The organism is bacterium SCSIO 12741 (genome assembly GCA_024398055.1).
Classification (GTDB): Bacteria; Bacteroidota; Bacteroidia; order Flavobacteriales_G; family Salibacteraceae; genus SCSIO-12741.
This window is the reverse complement of record CP073749.1, coordinates 386,399-405,223: the sequence shown is the minus strand read 5'-3', so window position 1 is coordinate 405,223 and position 18,825 is coordinate 386,399. Positions and strand designations below refer to the sequence as shown.

The 18,825-nt window shown below is 44.4% G+C and carries 17 protein-coding genes and 1 tRNA gene; 5 read left to right on the top strand and 13 right to left on the bottom strand.

The annotated features are described in order from the left end of the window. Positions 1–32 precede the first annotated feature (32 nt). From KFE98_01795 to KFE98_01770, 6 genes are all read right to left on the bottom strand, one after another. Positions 33–2,150 carry a helix-hairpin-helix domain-containing protein gene (locus tag KFE98_01795; GenBank protein UTW62914.1) on the bottom strand — a complete coding sequence of 706 codons (2,118 nt, stop codon included), beginning with the start codon at positions 2,148–2,150 and terminating at the stop codon, positions 33–35. After that, a complete protein-coding gene (locus tag KFE98_01790; GenBank protein ID UTW62913.1) occupies positions 2,116–2,964 on the bottom strand; it encodes a hypothetical protein in 849 nt (282 codons plus the stop codon). The genes KFE98_01795 and KFE98_01790 overlap by 35 nt, the downstream gene beginning before the upstream one ends. Positions 2,965–3,058: 94 nt before the next feature. Next, positions 3,059–3,550 carry a 5-(carboxyamino)imidazole ribonucleotide mutase gene (purE, locus tag KFE98_01785; protein ID UTW62912.1) on the bottom strand — a complete coding sequence of 164 codons (492 nt, stop codon included), beginning with the start codon at positions 3,548–3,550 and terminating at the stop codon, positions 3,059–3,061. A gap of 19 nt (positions 3,551–3,569) precedes the next feature. Further along, positions 3,570–4,331, bottom strand: coding sequence for a 23S rRNA (guanosine(2251)-2'-O)-methyltransferase RlmB (rlmB, locus tag KFE98_01780; protein ID UTW62911.1), 762 nt, complete (start codon positions 4,329–4,331; stop codon positions 3,570–3,572). A 3-nt stretch (positions 4,332–4,334) separates the two neighbouring features. Beyond that, positions 4,335–5,612 carry a GWxTD domain-containing protein gene (locus tag KFE98_01775; GenBank protein ID UTW62910.1) on the bottom strand — a complete coding sequence of 426 codons (1,278 nt, stop codon included), beginning with the start codon at positions 5,610–5,612 and terminating at the stop codon, positions 4,335–4,337. Positions 5,613–5,643: 31 nt separating this feature from the next. Next, complete coding sequence (locus KFE98_01770) at positions 5,644–7,308, bottom strand: hypothetical protein (protein ID UTW62909.1); 1,665 nt, start codon at positions 7,306–7,308, stop codon at positions 5,644–5,646. A gap of 295 nt (positions 7,309–7,603) precedes the next feature. Here KFE98_01770 and dnaB point away from each other — a divergent pair, with 295 nt between their 5' ends. The 4 genes from dnaB to KFE98_01750 all read left to right on the top strand — a co-directional run bounded on the left by dnaB (position 7,604) and on the right by KFE98_01750 (position 11,263). Then, complete coding sequence (dnaB, locus tag KFE98_01765; protein UTW62908.1) at positions 7,604–9,124, top strand: replicative DNA helicase; 1,521 nt, start codon at positions 7,604–7,606, stop codon at positions 9,122–9,124. Positions 9,125–9,210: 86 nt separating this feature from the next. Then, entirely contained in the window at positions 9,211–9,633 is a 423-nt protein-coding gene (locus KFE98_01760; protein UTW62907.1) for a hypothetical protein, read from the top strand. A 111-nt stretch (positions 9,634–9,744) separates the two neighbouring features. Further along, on the top strand, positions 9,745–11,004 hold the full coding sequence (locus KFE98_01755; GenBank protein UTW62906.1) for an asparagine synthetase B: 1,260 nt from the start codon (positions 9,745–9,747) through the stop codon (positions 11,002–11,004). A 175-nt stretch (positions 11,005–11,179) separates the two neighbouring features. Continuing rightward, positions 11,180–11,263: transfer RNA gene (locus KFE98_01750), tRNA-Leu, on the top strand. A gap of 187 nt (positions 11,264–11,450) precedes the next feature. On the opposite strand, the gene KFE98_01745 is transcribed toward KFE98_01750, so the two are convergent. From KFE98_01745 to KFE98_01735, 3 genes are read right to left on the bottom strand one after another with little or no spacing between them, the layout of a single operon-like run. Next, positions 11,451–11,975 (bottom strand): hypothetical protein, encoded by a 525-nt coding sequence (locus KFE98_01745; protein ID UTW64615.1) that lies wholly within the window; start codon positions 11,973–11,975, stop codon positions 11,451–11,453. Then, positions 11,876–12,688 carry a hypothetical protein gene (locus KFE98_01740; GenBank protein ID UTW62905.1) on the bottom strand — a complete coding sequence of 271 codons (813 nt, stop codon included), beginning with the start codon at positions 12,686–12,688 and terminating at the stop codon, positions 11,876–11,878. The genes KFE98_01745 and KFE98_01740 overlap by 100 nt, the downstream gene beginning before the upstream one ends. Before the next feature lie 38 nt (positions 12,689–12,726). Continuing rightward, entirely contained in the window at positions 12,727–13,155 is a 429-nt protein-coding gene (locus tag KFE98_01735; GenBank protein ID UTW62904.1) for a hypothetical protein, read from the bottom strand. Positions 13,156–13,322: 167 nt separating this feature from the next. Here KFE98_01735 and KFE98_01730 point away from each other — a divergent pair, with 167 nt between their 5' ends. Continuing rightward, complete coding sequence (locus tag KFE98_01730) at positions 13,323–14,621, top strand: hypothetical protein (protein ID UTW62903.1); 1,299 nt, start codon at positions 13,323–13,325, stop codon at positions 14,619–14,621. Between the two features lie 8 nt (positions 14,622–14,629). Here the strand turns inward: KFE98_01730 and KFE98_01725 are convergent, their stop codons facing one another. The 4 genes from KFE98_01725 to KFE98_01710 form a co-directional block, all read right to left on the bottom strand. After that, complete coding sequence (locus KFE98_01725) at positions 14,630–15,223, bottom strand: GNAT family N-acetyltransferase (protein ID UTW62902.1); 594 nt, start codon at positions 15,221–15,223, stop codon at positions 14,630–14,632. A gap of 36 nt (positions 15,224–15,259) precedes the next feature. Next, on the bottom strand, positions 15,260–16,300 hold the full coding sequence (locus tag KFE98_01720) for a hypothetical protein (GenBank protein UTW62901.1): 1,041 nt from the start codon (positions 16,298–16,300) through the stop codon (positions 15,260–15,262). Positions 16,301–16,395: 95 nt separating this feature from the next. Continuing rightward, the gene (locus KFE98_01715; GenBank protein UTW62900.1) at positions 16,396–17,208 is read right to left on the bottom strand and encodes a hypothetical protein; all 813 of its coding nucleotides are present in this window, start codon (positions 17,206–17,208) and stop codon (positions 16,396–16,398) included. Positions 17,209–17,257: 49 nt separating this feature from the next. After that, entirely contained in the window at positions 17,258–18,337 is a 1,080-nt protein-coding gene (locus KFE98_01710; GenBank protein ID UTW62899.1) for a hypothetical protein, read from the bottom strand. Positions 18,338–18,825 lie beyond the last annotated feature (488 nt).

The following is an 18,825-nucleotide window of genomic DNA, read 5'->3' as shown; positions in this document are numbered from 1 at the left end:
TGCCTCAGAAATCAGCATTGAAATTTCAATATTCAGAATTTAAGAATCAGCTGTGCTTTCAGGTCGGTTCGGGTGTCTTGTTCGATCAGGTCCTTTCCACTTCCAAAGTAATCTCTTGAAGATAGGTAGGTTTGGCCAACTTTGAGGTAGAAGGTGGCCCAATCGGTAAACTTGTAACTTCCCGTTAGGTATATTCGACTACCTCGCTCTGAAAAGGCAGGCACGATGAACTGATAACGAATGTCGTTTTCGTAGGCATAAATTCGGGCATCGTAGTCGTCTGTGTCAAACAAGGCATAGCGGAGTTTCAAAGCCAGTTTGTTTTCCAAAGCATAGAAGTACAAATCCTGGTAGAACAAATAGCCGTATTTCGTACCATCATTGCCCAGTTTATAATCCTTAACTTCCAATCGCGTTCTTAGGGTAAGCCAGCTGTTGGCGTCGGCAGTCATTTGAATCCGGTAGCGGTTGTTGCGCTCATCTTTCACTTGATTAATGGCAGCTTCCTGGGGATTGTAGTTTTTGCTTCTGGTCTCGTGGCGGTACAAGAAGAGGAATTCAATTTTACGTGCCGGTCGGAAAACCACTTGGGTGGAGTACTCATTTCCCCTTCCCGGAGCATCGGTTCGGTAGGATATCCAAGGGAAGGTGTAGAAATCGGCAAAGGCATGAACCGAAAAACGTCGAATGGGGTAGAACTCTGCACCCAGGTATATTCCGGATTCGTTCCTTACCCCACTACGTTCACCAAAGGCTTCGCTGTACAAAGACTGGTAATCGGGGGAGTAATATCGATGCAAAGCGCTCATCTTAAAGCGTTGGTCCAGGTTCATCACAGCTCCGTTGAGCAAGGCATACCCTCCGTTTTCACTGATGGCTTCTTCTCCAAATAAGGTGAATCGGTTGAGTACGAATTTGTAGTTCAAGCCGGCCACGGTATTCTGGTCATTGTTAAATTCAAAAAGCTGATACAACTGTAAGTCCCGGTTGAGGGTAGGGGAGTATTCGGAACGAACGGCGGTAACTCCCAGCTGTCCAAATTTGAACTTGTATTCCAAAGCCCCTCCATAAATGATTTCACGAATCGCTTTTCTGTCCTCTATTTCCGAAGGAGTCCGGTGTAATCCTGAGGTTTGAAAAGAGGTAAAACTGGCTGCTTCCTCGGCAGAAAGGGTATCCCGATCTCCCAGATTTCCATCAATCCCCTTATTGGAATAAAACGCCGATATTTCCACAGGCCCTAAAGCAACGGTGGTAGCGGCACCTCTTAGGTAGTTGTTTTCATCGGTAGAAGTATAAGGACGAAACACCTGGGCATAACGCTGTACTTCTACGGTTTGAGCCGGAGTTTTTCGGAAACCAAAACCTGACCAGAAAGTAACTCCCTGCCCAAATTGAAAATGGTAGTCACCAATTGCCAGTCGTTTGATAACACCGATATCTCGCACAAAAACGTGAGCTGAGTAAAAGTCAAATCCTCTTTTTTGAGTTCCGGTAAAGAACTCCTCACCTGGATCTTTTTCCGCGGTAAAACCCGCACTTATTTTTTGACGGTACTGGAATCGGTAACGGAAGTAATACCGATCTGGATTTCCCAGGTAACGGGCATTTGGGTTTTCTTCCAAAACTGAATCGGCTACAGGCTGATACCCTACAGACTCTGGAAAAACCCGGGTGTATCGCATCACCACTTCGTGCTTGCCGTACTTGGGAACCAATTTCCAATTGAATTGACCCTTTTCTTTTTTGGGCGTCACCTGGATAAAAGGCAATATCATTTGAATAGCCTTGGGGTCAAACCCTTCAACCCGGGTAAGTTCATACACCGTTGCCATCGAGCCGTATTCATCCAGGTAGCGAAGGAGGTTGTTGATTTGAAAATCGTTGAGAATATGCAACTGGTTTAACTCTTCTCGGGTAGCTTCATTGAGGTTCAAAGGATTCTCGTAGTAGAAGTACAGATCGTCGAAAAGGGTGGTGAAATCGGCATCACTTATTTCCAGAGATTGCGTGAGGTATTCGATGCGTTCTTCGACCAAATTGATCGCTTGCTCGCTTCTGTTTTTCTGGGCATGTAGCCCTGAGAAAACCAGTAGCAAAAGCGCAGTCAGAAAACTACTTCTGAGCTTTTTTGGAAGCAGATTTTTCAAAAACATATCGAATAGAAGCCTGGGGGGTGAACCCTAAGGCATAGTGGTATTCGGAAGACAAATCAATTCGCCAGTTGCCAAAAAGAAATCCTGCCCCTAAAGAAGGAGAAGCTGGAGAGGTGTTGAACCCTGCTCGAATGGCCAATTTTTGCACCGGTTTGTATTCCACGCCCACCCGAAAGTCCGGGTTGTGATCCAGGTCTTTGTTGATTTCAAAAGTGGTGAGCAGTTTTTCTGAGAATTCATAGGCCAACCCTGCCTTAATGTACGTGGGAACCCGTTCGTCCACATCTTTGTTCAAATAGGCCCGGGTAGGGTTGTATACATGAAAACCAAATCTCAAATCTTGGGTCAATTGGGCTTGCACTCCGAATTCACCCAGCAAAACTCCAGTGCTTCCGTAGGGTTCGTTGAATTGCAGTTGCAAATAATCCAGTTGAAGAGCCATAGACAGCTTCTTGCCAAATTGCTTGGCATAGGCCAATCCAATTTGATGCTCTCCATAGGCTGAATAACCGAAGGAGGAAAAGCTCACCCCGATAACTCCAAACGATTTAAAAGGAACGGCAACAGCAGCGGCCTTGTAACCCGTTTCGCTCAGCATAAAGTGATTCCGGTAGGCGATACCTGCTTCGGCATACTCAAGTCCTCCCAATCCAGCTTGGTTGTTGAAAGCCGAATAAACCGAAGAAAAGGTAACAGAAGCGTTTCCCATAGCACCCGATCGGGCACCGGTAATACGGTCGTTTTTGGTGGCCATCAAGGAAAATCCAAGACATATTGCCAAGAAGGATAGGGCAAGTTCTTTTTTCATGTTGAACAGATACCGAAAATAGAGCTTTTGAGCCGAAAGTGAGTTAGCTGCCCGTTAAATTTAGGCTTTCTCTTTGCGTTTAGCAGAATCAGACCTAAAGTCCTTCCACTTCGCGCACGGTCTCCATGACCTTCTCTTTCAAAGATTCCTGGTAGGCAGCGTTTTTGGCCAACATTTCAGAATCAAAGGCTCCGATGATTTGGGCGGCCAAAATTCCAGCATTTTTTGCGGCATTCAGGGCAACTGTGGCCACAGGAACTCCATTAGGCATTTGAAGAATGGATAGAATAGAATCCCAGCCATCAATCGAGTTACTTGATTTAATCGGAACACCGATTACGGGTAGGGGAGTGAGCGAAGCCGTCATTCCAGGAAGGTGGGCTGCACCTCCTGCTCCGGCAATGATCACCTTGATTCCACGACCGGCTGCTCCGCGTGCATAGTCCACCATGCGTTCTGGAGTTCGGTGAGCCGAAACAATGGTCAATTCGTAATCAATTCCAAATTCTTTTAAGATGTCGGCAGCCTCTTGCATGACCGGAAGGTCACTCTTGCTACCCATGATAATACCTACTTGTGCTGACATGCTGCAAAAATGAGAATTTTCATTCGGATAAGCGCTGCCGGTTGCATTCAGAAAGAAGCATTCCGGTAGCTACGGAAACGTTTAAGGATGAGGTTTTTCCTTTCATGGGAATACCGATATGCTGATCCACGCGTTCCAGGGTCTTTTCATGAATTCCCACGCCTTCATCACCCATAATCACAGCAAGAGGGCCGGTTAGCCGAGCAGTATACATGGGAATGAGCGCCTTCTCGGAGCACGCCAATAAACGAACTCCAGACTCTTGAATGAATTGAAGAATGCTTCCAAAGTGCTTTTCCTTGCAGATGGGTATATTGAAGACTGCTCCAGCAGAGGTTTTTACAGCATCTGCATTAATAGGAGACGCATTTCGGGCCGGCATCACCACAGCATCTACGCCCATGCACTCGGCAGTTCTCACGATGGATCCAAAGTTTCTTACATCGGTGATTCCATCCAAAACCAGAAGCAATGGAGCCTCCTTTTTTTCCATCAATTGAGGTAGTAATTGTTCAATAGATTGAAAGCTTATTGGAGAAATAAAGGCCACCACACCCTGGTGATTTTTACGGGTAATGCGATTCAATTTATCTACGGGAACGTAGTTGATCGCAACCGATTTTTTACGAGCATTTTCTTTGATCTCGTCCAAACTTCCCGTGCGCACACTGGGTTGCCCTTTTTCCTGACGGGCAATTAAAATTTTATCGATCTGAACCGATGAACGTAGCGCTTCCTCCACAGGGTGGAGACCAAATATTAAATCCGAAGAATGTTCCATGAATTAGTAACTATACACCCGCCCTTGTCGCCAGGTATCTACCGATTTGTACCAGAAGTTTTTGTACTCCGGGCTTCGGTTCAACCGAAAATCGTTGGCGCTAAAAGGATTAAAAGTCAAGGAGAAATTAAACGTTAGGGTAGGTTGACTTTTGCCATTGCCATAAATCCAGCTTTCGCCGTTGGCACTTTTGTAAATCACATCAGGTGGTCCAAAAACAATGTAGATCAAACCCCGATCCGATTTCCACCCCTGAATATGGGAAGTAAAATACCGGTTCGACTCTTCTACACGACCGTAGTAGCTGCGAATCAACTCTCGAGCCCGATCATTGCTGCTGGAAATGGTTTGCCAAAATTCTTCTACCTGTTTACGGGTGTCGTCCGCCATTTGGATACGTTCATACTCCCGATTGGTAGTGATAAAGCGTAACACACCTACCATCTCTTCTGGAGTGCGAACCTGAGGGAAGTAATCGTCGAAACAGAGCAGGGTAAGTCCCTCACGAGTAGAAGTATCGGTTTGAATGTGGTACAAACCATTTTTATTGACGTCCAGCACAAAGGAGTTTTCGATGTCCAGATTCACTTCATAGAGGCTATCTGGAGTAAAGTCGAACCGCTTGGGCGAGTAGGAGGCAAAGGGTGGAGGAGACAGTGGAAAATCCCGATCGTAGTATTTTACATAGAGCTTGCGGGCGTAAACCGAGTTGTAGGTAATCTTGATTTGTTCTCCTTTCACACAAGTGTAGGTATACTTGACTTCGCGTTTTTCCGGATTTTCAAGCAAATAGTTTTGCCGTCCTTGACGAGAAGTTTTGTCCACAACCAGAAGTGTCGTTTCGCTGGAGTTTTTATTTAAGTCCTGAGCCGTGATTTTGAGCACATATTTGTTGGGATACTTCGCTTTGAGCTTAATCTGTCCATTGATTTCCTTAAGCACTTTGGCATTGTTGGTATCCGTTACGTGGAAAGTTCCACTATCCGCGATGAGGTTCGAGTTAAAGGATTCATACATCACGTAGTTAAACCGAAGTTTAGATGTGTAGCTTCCCTTGTCGCCCTTTTTGGCGTAGAGCAGTTTTTTACTTTGAATTCGGAAATTCAATTCCGTTTCTTCATCATTGAGGTGGTAAACCTGAAAATCAGGGCGAACTTGCTGGTCGGTTTGTTTGTAGATCTGGGCTACGTTTTCATTGCTAATGTTGTAGCTCGACGAGCAGGCACTAACAATTCCAACGATCAGTATCCACAGAGGAAGGTATGCGATTCTACTTTTCAAGGACACAAATTTACGACTTAATCCCATCCTTTTAGAAATAGTTTATAAAGCCAAAGTGAATTTTTCCTGCACGGAATTCAATGGGGTTATCAAATTGTTTTCCAAGGGCATAGTTCAAGGAGAATATACCCACTTTCGTTTCAAAGCTTACACCGGCTCCAAATCCAAAGGGAGTGTCGGTAATCAATTCCGGAGCAGCTTGATTTTCATACCAGGCCTGATCGAAGAACAAACTGAAAAAAGAATTGCGCTCGAGTAGAAAACGGTATTCAACCGTAAATATGGTGTAGGAGGATGCAAAAATGGATTCCTCATCCGATCCTCTCAAGGATTTCAAACCACCGATACGATAGAGCTCATTGGTAAACAATTGATCGGCAATAATGAGCCCAGCTCGGGATCCAACCATTACAGTGTGGCGATCTAAAAATGGAAAAAACACCCGGGCATCCAGTTTTCCACGGTATCGATTAGAGGTTAAATCCAGCGAATCGTACACTTCTTGATTCACTGCTGGATTTCGCCGTATTTCACGGGTACCAAAACTGACTTCTCCGGTAAGGTCCAACCCGCTCCGGGGATTGAGGCGGTAATCCAATTGAGAAAGCTGAGTTCCTACACCAAAGGAATTACTGCGTACATCGGCATATTCGGGTAGCTCGGTAATGACATCGAGACCTTCAACTGAAATGAGATTGGATTGGTTGTTTTCAAAAAAGACTTTAACGTAATCACCTCCGCGCAAAATGAACTGCGCACCCAGATTGCTGTTGACGGTGGTAAAGGTGGTATCGCGTCGATAGATGCTTAGGGACAGGTCGGCGCCCAAAGGAGTATTGAACAAAAAGGGAAACTCCAATCGGGCAAAAAGATCCTGGGTTTGGGTTTGTAGTTTCTTCCAATTGAGCTCCAATTCTTCGCCTTTACCAATGGCGTTTTTGAGGCTTAGGTTCACATCACCGGTGATGAGGATATCTCCCGTTCCTTCTTCAGGCAATACACCTACAATTCCACTGAAGTTGTTTGCTTTTTTGTGTTTTAGAAAAAGAGTAAGCGTGGTTTTGTCGGTGTAGAAATGAACTTCAGGACTTCGAATTTCATCCACGAAAGCCAGTTCCTGAATTCGGGTGGTAATCTCTTTAACCAGCTTTTCACTGTACGGATCATCCTGCTTGATACCAATGTAATTACTGATGTATTGCTTGGTGATTTTTGCGTCTCCCTGAATGATGATGGAATCGAATTGCACCGCTGCGTTTTTTTCCAGTAGAAGCTCCGCTGAAATCTGGTTGTTTTCAATTTTGACTTGATCCAGACGGATTCCAGCAAAGGGATAACCGTTGTTTTCGTAGTACTCAATTATGCGTTTGAAAAGCAGTCGAATTTCCCGCTGAGAAAGGGCCTTGTTTCGGTACAATTTATCGCGAAAACCAACCTTGTTTAAAACCCCTTCATCCACATTTCCAGAGGATAACCCGGCCCATTCATAAACGGGACCCGTTTCAATAATCACCTGGTAATGGTCACGCTGAAAAAAGAAGGAATCTACCTGGGCTTCAATCATGCCCATAGCGTATAAAGACTCCAGGGTTCGGTTTACTTGCTTCCAGGCTTGGACAGAGTCTACGCGTGTTTGAGATGTTTTTAACTTTCTGAAATCCAGATTTTTGGGAGCGTTAATGAATTCGTATTCCACCAGAAATTGAAGCGAGTCAGGGGTGCTGAATCCAGACCGAGGCAGAAATAATAACCCCAGCAGAATGACCCCTAACAGGTTCCGATATCTTGTGAATGATCCCAAAATAATAGCTGCTTTACAACGCAGATTGCGTGCAAAATTGTTTCAAAGTTACGTGAAATGAGCGGCTGGTCTTCGTTTAAACCTGTATTCCACAATTGTTTAAAACTACCTTTGATAACTTATGATGACTTTGTGAAGAAACTTGAGCTTGATTCAGGAACTTTAGTCTTTAATTTGCGCCATGGACAGTATGAAGGATATAATAGGGGAGTCAACTGGTAGGAGGAGAAAAAAAGCACCCATGCCAACAGGATTGGAATTGGGTAAAATACCACCTCAAGCCGTTGAACTTGAAGAGGCTGTCCTGGGAGCGATGATGCTGGAGAAGGAAGCGGTCAACGATGTGATCGATATTCTGAAGCCAGAAAGTTTCTACAAAGAAGCGCACCAAAAAATCTTCGAGGCCATCATGTTGCTCTTCCACGAGTCGGAGCCTGTAGATATTCTAACGGTTACTCAACAATTGAAAAGTGCCGGTCACCTCGACTTTATTGGTGGGCCCTACTACATTTCTCAGCTGACGAACCGAGTGGCTTCTACGGCGAATGTGGAATACCACGCTCGTATTATTTCTCAGAAATTTATTCTTCGTGAATTGATTCGGATTTCGTCCGACACGATCAAAAACGCTTACGACGATACCACCGACGTATTTAGCTTGTTGAATCAAGCTGAGCAGGATCTGTTTGGAATTGCTCAGGGTAACCTGAAACGGAGTTCCGAGAAAATGCACGAACTCATTCATCAGGCGATCCAGCAAATTGAAGAAGTAGCTCAAAAAGAAGGTGGGGTTTCCGGGGTTGAAACCGGATTCCGCGATCTGGACCAGTTAACTTCTGGTTTCCAGCCTTCGGATATGATTGTACTGGCTGCACGTCCTGGTATGGGTAAAACGGCCTTCGTACTTTCTTTGGCTCGTAACACGGCGGTGGAATTTAACAAAGGGGTTGCGGTGTTCTCGCTGGAGATGTCAGCCCTTCAGTTGGTCAATCGTTTGATTGCGAGTGAAACTGAACTGTCTCAGGAAAAACTGAAAAAAGGTACGCTTGAGAATCACGAATGGGAGCAGCTTAATGCCAAGATTAATCGCTTGTCTGAAGCTCCGATTTTTATTGATGATACTCCGGCCCTTTCGATCTTCGAACTCCGTGCAAAATGTCGACGCCTGAAGTCGCAACACGATATTCAATTGGTAATCATCGATTACCTCCAGCTGATGACATCCGGAAGTAATGACGGAAACCGGGAGCAGGAAATCTCGACCATTTCCCGATCGATCAAGAGTATTGCGAAAGAATTGAGTGTTCCAATTATCGCTCTGTCTCAGTTGAGTCGTGCGGTAGAAACCAGGGGAGGGGAGAAACGTCCGATGCTGTCTGACCTTAGGGAATCGGGAGCGATCGAGCAGGATGCGGATATGGTAATGTTCATCTACCGTCCGGCCTACTACGGAATTACCGAAGACGAAGACGGAATGCCAACAGATGACTTGGGAGAATTGATCGTAGCGAAGCACAGGAATGGTAGTCTTGATACCGTTAAACTTCGATTCGTAGCAAACCTTGCCAAGTTTATGAACCGCGAAGAATTCAACAACGAAGGCTTTGGCCCAATTGGAGTGGTCAACAACGAATTCGACGAAACCGGCGGCATGATCCGAAGTTCAAAAATGAACGACGACGGCAGTGGATCGGATGAGGTTCCGTTTTAAGAATCTTAAATCATAAAGAGAAATCTTAAATCTTAACATTAAAGATTGTCTCGGATTGGAGTTTAGCCTTAACCTATAAAATTGCCATGAACTCCACTGATATCCTATCCGCCCTTCCCACCTATGGAGTTGGAATTCTAATTATTATTCTTGGTCTTTTTCTTTGGTGGAGAACAAAACGATTGGAGCGAGACGGAACGCAAACCGATGCCGAAATTGTTGGGTTCAAGGAATATTCAGATGAGGACGGCAAACAGTATTTTCCAATCGTTCAATTTTATGACCAAGAAGGCGAAGTAGTTCGTCAAAAGTTAAAGTCTGGAAGCTTTTGGAAACCCAAAGAAAAGGTCATCAAAATCATCTATCAGAAAAAGGGGAGTAAATATGAAGTCATGAAGAATGATTACTCCACTCGAGTTCTGGTTCCTCTTGGAGTAATAGTGGTTGGTGCACTATTCATTTTAGGCGGAATGGCAGCCAGTCTAGGAATCTCGAATTTCCAATCTTGAATCTTCAAAAGGCGTAAACCCTCAAGATTCAAGATTCAAGATTCAAGATTGAAAATTGATTTAACGCTCCTTAAGACTATCCAGCCTTTTCATTCGTTACATTTGTTCACCATGATTCGAATTCTAACCGTCACGTTGTTGGTGCTGTTTTCTGTAAATGCTTGGTCTACACGCATTTTGTTGCCGATGGATCATTCACAGAAGAACCACCTGAAATCTTATGGCATCGCCTATTGGGTATTGGCTCATGAGGTAGATGTAGAATGGCTGCTCAACTACAGAGGCGGGAGCTTTATGACCCAATACTCCAAGGATATTGAGAGTGAGTGTATCATTCGAGGGGTGAGTTATGAGATTATTCCTGATGCTCAAGCCGCCTCGATTAAGGCTGAAATAGCCAATCCCGAAGTAAACATGGAGGTGATGAAGCTGGAAAAATCTCCCAAGATTGCAGTCTATTCACCCAAAGGAAAACAACCTTGGGATGATGCTGTAACTCTGGTTTTGACCTATGCTGAGATTCCTTATGACGTAATTTATGACGACGAAATTGTACGTGGCGATTTGCACCTGTACGATTGGTTGCACTTGCATCATGAAGATTTTACCGGGCAATATGGAAGATTTTATGCGGCCTACCGAAATGCTGCCTGGTACCAGGCTCAGGTAAAGGAATTTGAAGAAACAGCGGCTCGATTGGGATTCAATAAAGTATCTGAGCTGAAGCTGGGAGTGGCATTAAAAATCAAAGAATACACGGCTGGTGGAGGATTTCTATTCACCATGTGCTCCGGTACCGATTCTTACGATATTGCCCTTAGTGCTGAGGAAGTTGATATTTGTGAAAGCATGTTTGATGGTGACCCTGCCGATGCCCATGCTCATGAACATTTGGATTTTGCCAAAACCTTTGCCTTCAAAGACTTTATGTTGACCCGCAATCCGATGGAGTACGAATTCAGCACCATTGATGCGACCATGGTTCATGCCCGGACTCCTGAGAATATCGATTTCTTTACCCTGTTTGATTACAGTGCCAAGTGGGATCCTGTTCCCACCATGTTGACCCAGAGTCATGAGAAAAGAATCAAAGGGTTTATGGGACAAACCACCGCCTTCAATAAGCGATACATCAAGCCCGAAGTGTTGATCATGGGAGAGAATAAATCCCTGGAGAGTGCCAAGTACATTCACGGAAAATATGGAAAAGGGCAGTGGACCTTCTATGGAGGTCATGATCCGGAAGATTACCAGCATTATGTAGGTGATCCTCCCACCGACCTGGACTTACACCCCAATTCACCAGGGTATCGTTTGATTCTAAACAATGTGCTGTTTCCAGCTGCTCGTAAGAAGAAGCAGAAGACTTAAGCCCTTATTTTTTTGAATGACCTATGTTGTTCTAATTCGGAGAGTTATTCAATTGGAGTATGGGTTTTTCTAAAGTTATTCCAGCTTTTTTTCATTACCCGATTGTACAAATCAAACATTTGAATAAATTTGCACCCCGCTAATCCAAATGGCGAAAGCCAGGAAGATTAAACTTGCCGAAGTGGCGGAACTGGTAGACGCGCTGGATTCAAAATCCAGTTCTGGCAACAGAGTGCGGGTTCGATTCCCGCCTTCGGTACTACAGAAAGACCCTCTCGAAAGATTGGGTCTTTTTTTTTGGCCTAAACTGAAATTGGTGAAAGCGATCTCTGGTTACAGAGTGAGGGTTCCCCGCCCGGCAGAACGCTGTTCGGATGGGGCTTCCCGCCTTCGGTACGAAGACAGAACGAGAGTGAAGTCAGAGAACGAGAATTTTCAATAGAAGTTTATCGATCTTTCAGAACTTCGATTGCTTTCAACAAAACGGTATCCCGGCCCTCAATTACATCCTGAATGGTAGTTTCCACCTCTATTTCGGGCTCAATTCCATAACCGACAAATTCCTTTCCATCAACGTAGGAATCTCTTTTTATGGTGACTTGACCATAACCGCCACCAGGAAGATCGAATCCGGTAGAGTTTCCGGTGCTCCCTGAGGTTTTGGTGCCGATTTTAATTCCTCGATGGGCCTGATCGAAGGCGAGGCAGAAGTCTTCTGCTGCGGAGTAGGTTCCACTTCCAATGAGTAGAATCACGGGCTTGGCGTAAATCTCTTTATTGGATTGCGGATAGATGGTGTCTGCCGGAAATTCTTCCCACTGTCCGTCAGGACCGCTTCTCGTTTTGTACTTAGCTGAAAGAGTAGGGGATTCTATAAAATGCGATAGGATATAATTTCCCTGAAGACCTGAACCTCCACCGTTTTGCCTAAGATCGATGAGAAGGCCATCGGTGGGAGAATGACTGAATATAGCGAGTCAAAAATGGCTTTGTAATTCCGTTCGTAAAAAGTGTTGATTTTTAGGTAGCCGACGTTATCCGAAAGAACCTGGAATTCGTAGGATTGAAAGGTATTGGTGAACTCCAAATTCCGGCTAACCTGGATGGTTTGAACGCTATTATCCTGTTGTCTTTTTAGTTCCAGTCTTACATCCTCATCCATGTTTCCTAAAAACAGATCGTAGGAATAGGTTCGTAAGAGCAAATCCTGCTCGGTGCTGCTGCTCACAAAAGGCATGATGAATTGTCTCCCGTATTCTATCGCGGAAATTCCCTGGATGGTCACTATTTCGTCTCCTCGATGAATCCTTTTGGATAACTCGGGATTAAGCACATTGGTTACGATAATCTTGTTTTCGATCAGGGCGGTTTCAATTGGGATAGTATTGAGTTGATCGTTGATGGAATCCGGGTACCAAATCCAGGTGTGCCCATCTTTAAGTTGAGCGTAGAATTTTATCAGAATTTCATAATACTCCTTAGTGGAGTTTGAGGCCAAAACCTGGGGTAGGTTAGCTTGGTACAAACTGTCCCAATTCACCGAGACTTGATCGAAATAGACAAATTGGTCTTGAGCCGTTTTCCAGGCAAGGGTTAAGCCGGCCTTTTTTTCCTCCTGAGACAGGCCCTGGCCTTGAGTCGAGATTACGGAAAGAAATAGCCCTAAGAAGATTGTGATCCTCATGAAATTATTTTGGAATGGATATCGTAATCTGGCCGATTTTATTTTTTGTTTACATCGGGTACTTCACCACGCAGCTCTCTCATTTTGTTAAGGAGCTTAAGTTGCTTTTCTCCGGAGTAAGCAATTCTATCCTTTTGGATGAAGATGTAGTTTTCGTCTACTAGGGCTTGGTTCTCTTCATCGTTCAATTGTTGGTGATCATTATTGAGCCCGGCAATACTTTTTTTGAGCCATAGAATAAAACTTTGAATGAATTCATCCCGGTTGGTGAATGGAATGGAGTTGGAGTTTGTGAGAAGCAAAAAGTGCTTCTTTCCTGAGATCAGATTATGCATTTCAAAAATCTTCTCGAATACTACTCCACTTCCTTTCATGTGGGTTTTAAATTTTAGTCCGGTAATTTGGCTCACTTTTTCATAAACCTCATTGTTGTAGTCCAAGATCATTCTATCGGGGTTAAATTTCATTTGTTCAAGTTTGATTGTACGGGATACGAAATCTTTGGAGTTTTTTTGGTCATCCAAAGGCGTCCACTGAATAATGAGCAATGTACAACGATGCTGGGATATTAGCCATTAGGTTCATTCCATAAATGTGTTCGGATTGATTAGTTTTAGCAGCAAAAGAAGACCTAATGAATAAAGCATTGATGCTTTTACTGATAGCCTTTTGTGCTTCCTGTCAGTCACCTGAATTAAAGACCAGCCATGTGGTAACTTCAGATATTGACAACTTCTGGCAGGCCTTTGATGCAGTAGTCCAGGAAACCGATAGCGCCCGACAAATGCACCTAATAGATTCGCTCTACATTCAAAGAGGTTCTGTTGGCCTGGATCGAATTCGGGAAGTTCGTCAATACACCTTGGAGGATTACCGGGAAATGATCAATCGTTACCCCAAATTCCTGAATTCCCTTCGAGCCAATACGCTTCAGTCCAAAAGGATGGCCAAGGAACTGAATGACGGGATCACCAAATTGGAGGCAATCTATTCGCCCCTGCGACCCGCAGCTATTTATTTTACCATGGGTTGTATGCGTACCAATGGAACTACTCGCGACAGTTTAGTACTAATTGGCAGTGAGTTGGCCATGGCGGATAGCTCGATCGATATTTCCGAATTCGAAGGTCGAACGCATGATTGGTTGGCAACTTACTTCGGCTCCAATCCATTGGATCATTTGGTATTACTCAATGTTCATGAATACGTTCATACCCAGCAACATCCCATTTCCGATCGTTTGCTTTATCGTGTATTGTACGAAGGTGTGGCTGAATTTGTATCTGTTAAGGCCATGGGTGTCCCTTCCGCTGCTCCGGCCATTGAGTATGGCAAGGGAAATCCCCGTGTAAAGGAAAAGTTTGAAAAGGAAATGTTCTACGAATGGACACACGATTGGCTGTGGAGTAACTCCGTGAATGAATTTGGGGTACGCGATTTGGGCTATTACATTGGATACGCTATCGCTGAAAGTCATTACGAACAAGCAGCGGATAAGCGACAAGCCATCAAGGAGCTTATTGAGCTGGATTATGAGGATTCAGAAAGCGTTGATGCCTTTATCAACCAAACTGGTTTTTTCTCCAAGGCCATTGACGATCTCTGGAAAGAGGATCAAAAGAATCGTCCAAGTGTTGTTCGCCTTCAGCCCTTCGAAAATGGATCCAAAGCGGTGGACCCGAACACCGAGCAAATCACTATCCAGTTTTCGGAACCCCTCAATGGTTTTAACACTGGAGTTAACTATTCTGATTTGGGAGAGGATGCTTTTCCTCTTGTTACGGATAGGATCTGGGCAGAGGATTCGCTTTCGTGGACACTTCAGGTGAAGCTGGAACCACAAACCAAGTACAAGTTTTGGGTGACAAGTAATTTCAGAACCTCCAACGACGTAGCGCTATTGCCACATTTGGTGGAATTCGAAACAGAATAAAGGGGCTACTATTTCCGCTGCATCATTTGTTCCAGTGAACTTTTCACCACAGGCCATTCGCTGTTAAGGATGGAGAAAACAACCGTGTCTCGGAGGCCACCTCTTTTATCGATAGAATGATTTCTCAATATCCCATCTTGTTTGGCTCCCAATCGTTCAATGGCTTTTCGGGAAGCTTGATTGTGCCAGTGTGTCCTAAACTCCACTGCAATGCAATTTAGGTTTTCAAAAGCATAGTGGAGCAGGAGGTATTTACATGCAGTGTTTACTCCGGTGCGTTGAGCGGATTTGGAGTACCAGGTAGTCCCAATTTCCAATCGCTTGTTCCGGCCATCCGCATTCATGTAGCGAGTGGTGCCAATGATTTTAGAATCTGCTTTTCGAATAACGACAAAGGGAAGGGAAACATCCTTGTCGTATTCTCCTAAAGCTGTTTCAATGTATCGCCTTACGTTCTCTGGCTCCGGAGCGGTAGTGTACCAAAGTTCCCATAGGTTACCGTCCCGAACAGCAATCGTTAAGCCATCCAGATGCTCAAGTGTCATGGGTACTAAACGGACCAAATTATCCTGTAGCTCTATTTTGTTAAGCCATTTATTCATAAAGATTGTCTGATTTATAGAGGGTCAAGATAATTTTTACGCCTTTTCGGTATTCTTTATTTCGAGTGATCCACAAACCTGTTCCAGCTGCTGTTTGAAAACCTTGGGTTCATCTAGATGAAAAGCAATAACCTGAAACTTCTTTTTGATCCCATAAAGGCCGGATAGGGTATGTTCTTCTTTGAGATGGAGAATCAGATTATGGCTTTCTGCTTCACCAAGAGGGGATAGGGTACACCACAATTTATCCTCTTTTAAGGACTGCTGAGAAAGCTCGAGAGCTTCAATTTGATTCAATGGAATTTGTACCTGACTCATGATTCCGTAGCGCAATATGAGGGAATCCTCATGGATAGAAATCGGCCGTTGCATCAGAGATTTGGTAATGCCAAATACCTGTAGTCCGGAGTAGATGCTCAAACCTGAAAAAATCCAGGCGGCATAGATGCTCCAGCGTTCAAGCAGAATGTGAAAGGTCGTGGTCTCAATGGCGATTACAAACAAGGCAGCTCCCAATAAGGCTGGTGTTCCACTGTTTTTGTGGTAGCTGAATTCGCCGGCGTTTAAAGTTCTCTTTCTCCATCGGATAAAGCCGTAATAGATGACTGCCAATTCAGTGGCAAAGGGTCCGGCTACTCTGGAAGGAAGAATTTCTCGAGAGGTGAGCAAAAGCGCATCGAATACATCAGGTGTGGTCCCCTTTTGAGCTCGGTAGGTTTTTATACCTCGACGCACCTTGTAGATAACAAATCCAATCACTAGGAATTCGATCAGTGGAAGGGCCCAGGTTTTGAAAAGTTTCAGGTAGGTTTGATTCTCCTCGGGTAAGAAGTAAATCCCAAGGAACATACCAATAACCATGACGGGAACCACGGTTGTTTTGGGAATGGATGTCCGACGAATGAGTAAAAAATAGACCAGCGGAATGGTGAGGAGCAGGTCTATGGTTATGGCCAGATCGAGGTGGTTGTGATCGCTCATTAAAGACGATCGCATAAGGATAACCAGAACGCCCAAAAGGCTTAAGGGGAGAGCAAATCCGAAGAGGTTTTTGGAGAGACTTATGGTCTTATTCATAGATCAGGTTTTGGCCTTGTAAAGATACGAAGTATCCCCGTGAATAAAGGCAGAAAACTGATCGGAAGAGCAGGGAATGTTTGGGTGAAATTGGCCTATTTGGGAAACAGAAAAACCAACTGAGCCCTCACTCCAAAATCGGCACTGGGAACTCCTGATGAGGTAAAGTTGAATCGAGGTCCAATCAAAAATTGAGTCTTCTGATTTCCTAAGCTGGTAATGGCATTTACAAAAGGATTGAACCAGGCATTGGTGCTGTTCGTTTCCCAGTTTTGAGTGATTTCGAAATTACCACCGATTCCCGCTCCCGATTTCCAGTTGTAGGTCATAAAGGGCTGAATAAACATTTGATTGACATCCCCGCGGTTATCATTTCCAGCAACACTCCAAATTTGGTTCACCAAACCTCCGAAGGTCCAACCATTCGATTGGTAGAGCGCAACTGCTGTAGGGCCAACTCCGAATTTTTCGGTACCCAATAGTTGATCGGTTGCCGTGGGAACGAGAAACACAGGGCCAGCACCCCAGGTGAGTCCTTCAGCCGATTGGGTAGGGCTAAAGAAGGCACTCACCACGGCATCCGACAGGCCAAATTCAGAGGTGCCTTCTCCGGAAATATCGTACTGGGAAATGACGGGTTGAACCCATCGGGTTATCAGGTTCATTTTGTCACCCAGAGAGATGGGAACAACAGGTTGAATATTTAGCGTGTTTCTTGAACCATTATTGGGGCCTATACCCAAGTCCATGTTGTTTTGAAAAGGAACACTGATTAAACTGGCAATTGGGTTCGCCAATTTTTTGGCCAGTTCTTCTTTCGTCAGGGCCTTACTTTCTTGTGCTGATGTCCATTGAAAGGAGCCAACGAACAACAGGATAAGGAGGATGGCAATCTTGTTAGGTATCATTAAGCGAATCTTGATTGTATCGATTTGGATTTTATACGGAAGTCTTTTTTTACCTCCTTCCTCCTTTGGGCTTAGCTCTATTCGCTGGAGCTTTGTTGGGTTTATTCGCCGGTTTACTTGAGGGTTTAGAATTTGGCTTTTTAGCTTGGGTGTTAGGTTTGTTCTCCTTGAGGTTATCCTTGTTAACATTTGGTTTCTGATTAGGCTGAGCCTGAGGAGTGGGATTGTTAGGCTTATTCGGCTTGTCTATCTTCTGTGGTGCTTTATTGGGGCTTTGATCTCTTTTGTAGTTGCCTTCGTTTTTGTTGCGCACCACAGTGTTGGAGGTCTTTTTGTTTACGCTGTAATTGTTGTAGGTACGGTTGTTATTGATGATAACCGTGTTTCCTCCGCGATGCCCACCATAATAGCGGTTGTGGTAGTGTCGGGTCCTGCCAAAGTAAATATGAAAAGAAACTACCGGGTAGGGGCGATAATAGGGAGGGTAATAACCATAATAATAAGGCGGTATATAAGGAACGTAAACTGGGGAATAGATGTAACGAACAATGGGTTCTGATTCCAACACAACCACGGTGGCTGGTTGACTTTCCACAACCACGGTGTCCGGACCTGAGTAGGCTGGATTGGCCGTTACCGCAGGGGTCTCAGGTTTGGGCTCAATCACATAGTCCTTTCCATAAAGCTCCTCATCTCCCACGAGCTGAATATCTACTTTTTCCTCGCTGTCCTTGGTCACCAGAATGACGGCCACGTCCTGCGTCTCATTTTCCAGCACATCTACTTGAAGTACAAAGGCAAAATCGTCGTCTTCTTGTTGAGTAGTCACTTTGATGAAGTCCACCTCTCCGTCTGCGTTTAAGTCCAGGTTGTTTATTCCGGTCTCCTCTTTATTCAGTGCGGCTTCAAACTCTTCTATGGTTTTTGAGTTTTGAAAAAGGTCCAGGGTAGCATATAAGTCTAAGTTATCTCCAGGTAGTCCCAAGCTTTCGTTTTCGCTGGCTGGAGTGATTTCGGCACGGGTATTTAGCGGAGCCATCCCCAGGAGAATAACCACCATTAGAAGGGCTGCCTTTGTAGCTATATCAAGTTGAAATAGGATTGTGGGTTTTGTTTTTTGAGTCATCATTAGGTCTTGGATAAGCTGAGTAACTTTTGGTCTGCAAGATTCGAAAAGATTGGGCAGGGAATCAAGGAAAGCAGCGAAAAAATTGAACCTATTTTTTCAGGACGATGAAGAGGTATATAGAAGCATGGGCTCAATGAGCAGGAAACGGATTCACTTTCTTCTATTGAATTCTACATTAGAATAGAAAAAGGGACAATCAGAAAGTTTCAATTTAGTTTCATTTTTCATCAAAAAGAGGCGTTTTTTCCTCTCATTTCGTCATTTTTTGGTAGAAAAACTGTCAAATGCCCAACTTTGGCTCTTGCATTTCATCCAAGAAAAAGTCCATTTGACCGAACCGAAAATCCGTTTTTTGTGACCATTCACACTTAAAAACCAACCGGTCGGTCTCAAAATTATTTCGCTGTGAAGCGTGGTCTCTGAATCCGCTAAAAAGTTTGCAAATCACCATCTCAAAATGTTAAAGAAGTGAAAGTTTTCTTTCACCC

What these genes read in the sequence shown, in the direction of transcription:
- dnaB (UTW62908.1), top strand. Translation starts at nt 7,604, where the DNA reads ATGAAGGATATAATAGGGGAGTCAACTGGTAGGAGGAGAAAAAAAGCA.
- rlmB (UTW62911.1), bottom strand. Translation starts at nt 4,331, where the DNA reads ATGGAACATTCTTCGGATTTAATATTTGGTCTCCACCCTGTGGAGGAA.
- KFE98_01715 (UTW62900.1), bottom strand. Translation starts at nt 17,208, where the DNA reads ATGATACCTAACAAGATTGCCATCCTCCTTATCCTGTTGTTCGTTGGC.
- KFE98_01730 (UTW62903.1), top strand. Translation starts at nt 13,323, where the DNA reads ATGAATAAAGCATTGATGCTTTTACTGATAGCCTTTTGTGCTTCCTGT.
- KFE98_01710 (UTW62899.1), bottom strand. Translation starts at nt 18,337, where the DNA reads ATGATGACTCAAAAAACAAAACCCACAATCCTATTTCAACTTGATATA.
- KFE98_01725 (UTW62902.1), bottom strand. Translation starts at nt 15,223, where the DNA reads ATGAATAAATGGCTTAACAAAATAGAGCTACAGGATAATTTGGTCCGT.
- purE (UTW62912.1), bottom strand. Translation starts at nt 3,550, where the DNA reads ATGTCAGCACAAGTAGGTATTATCATGGGTAGCAAGAGTGACCTTCCG.
- KFE98_01790 (UTW62913.1), bottom strand. Translation starts at nt 2,964, where the DNA reads ATGAAAAAAGAACTTGCCCTATCCTTCTTGGCAATATGTCTTGGATTT.
- KFE98_01760 (UTW62907.1), top strand. Translation starts at nt 9,211, where the DNA reads ATGAACTCCACTGATATCCTATCCGCCCTTCCCACCTATGGAGTTGGA.
- KFE98_01720 (UTW62901.1), bottom strand. Translation starts at nt 16,300, where the DNA reads ATGAATAAGACCATAAGTCTCTCCAAAAACCTCTTCGGATTTGCTCTC.
- KFE98_01740 (UTW62905.1), bottom strand. Translation starts at nt 12,688, where the DNA reads ATGAGGATCACAATCTTCTTAGGGCTATTTCTTTCCGTAATCTCGACT.
- KFE98_01735 (UTW62904.1), bottom strand. Translation starts at nt 13,155, where the DNA reads ATGAAATTTAACCCCGATAGAATGATCTTGGACTACAACAATGAGGTT.
- KFE98_01755 (UTW62906.1), top strand. Translation starts at nt 9,745, where the DNA reads ATGATTCGAATTCTAACCGTCACGTTGTTGGTGCTGTTTTCTGTAAAT.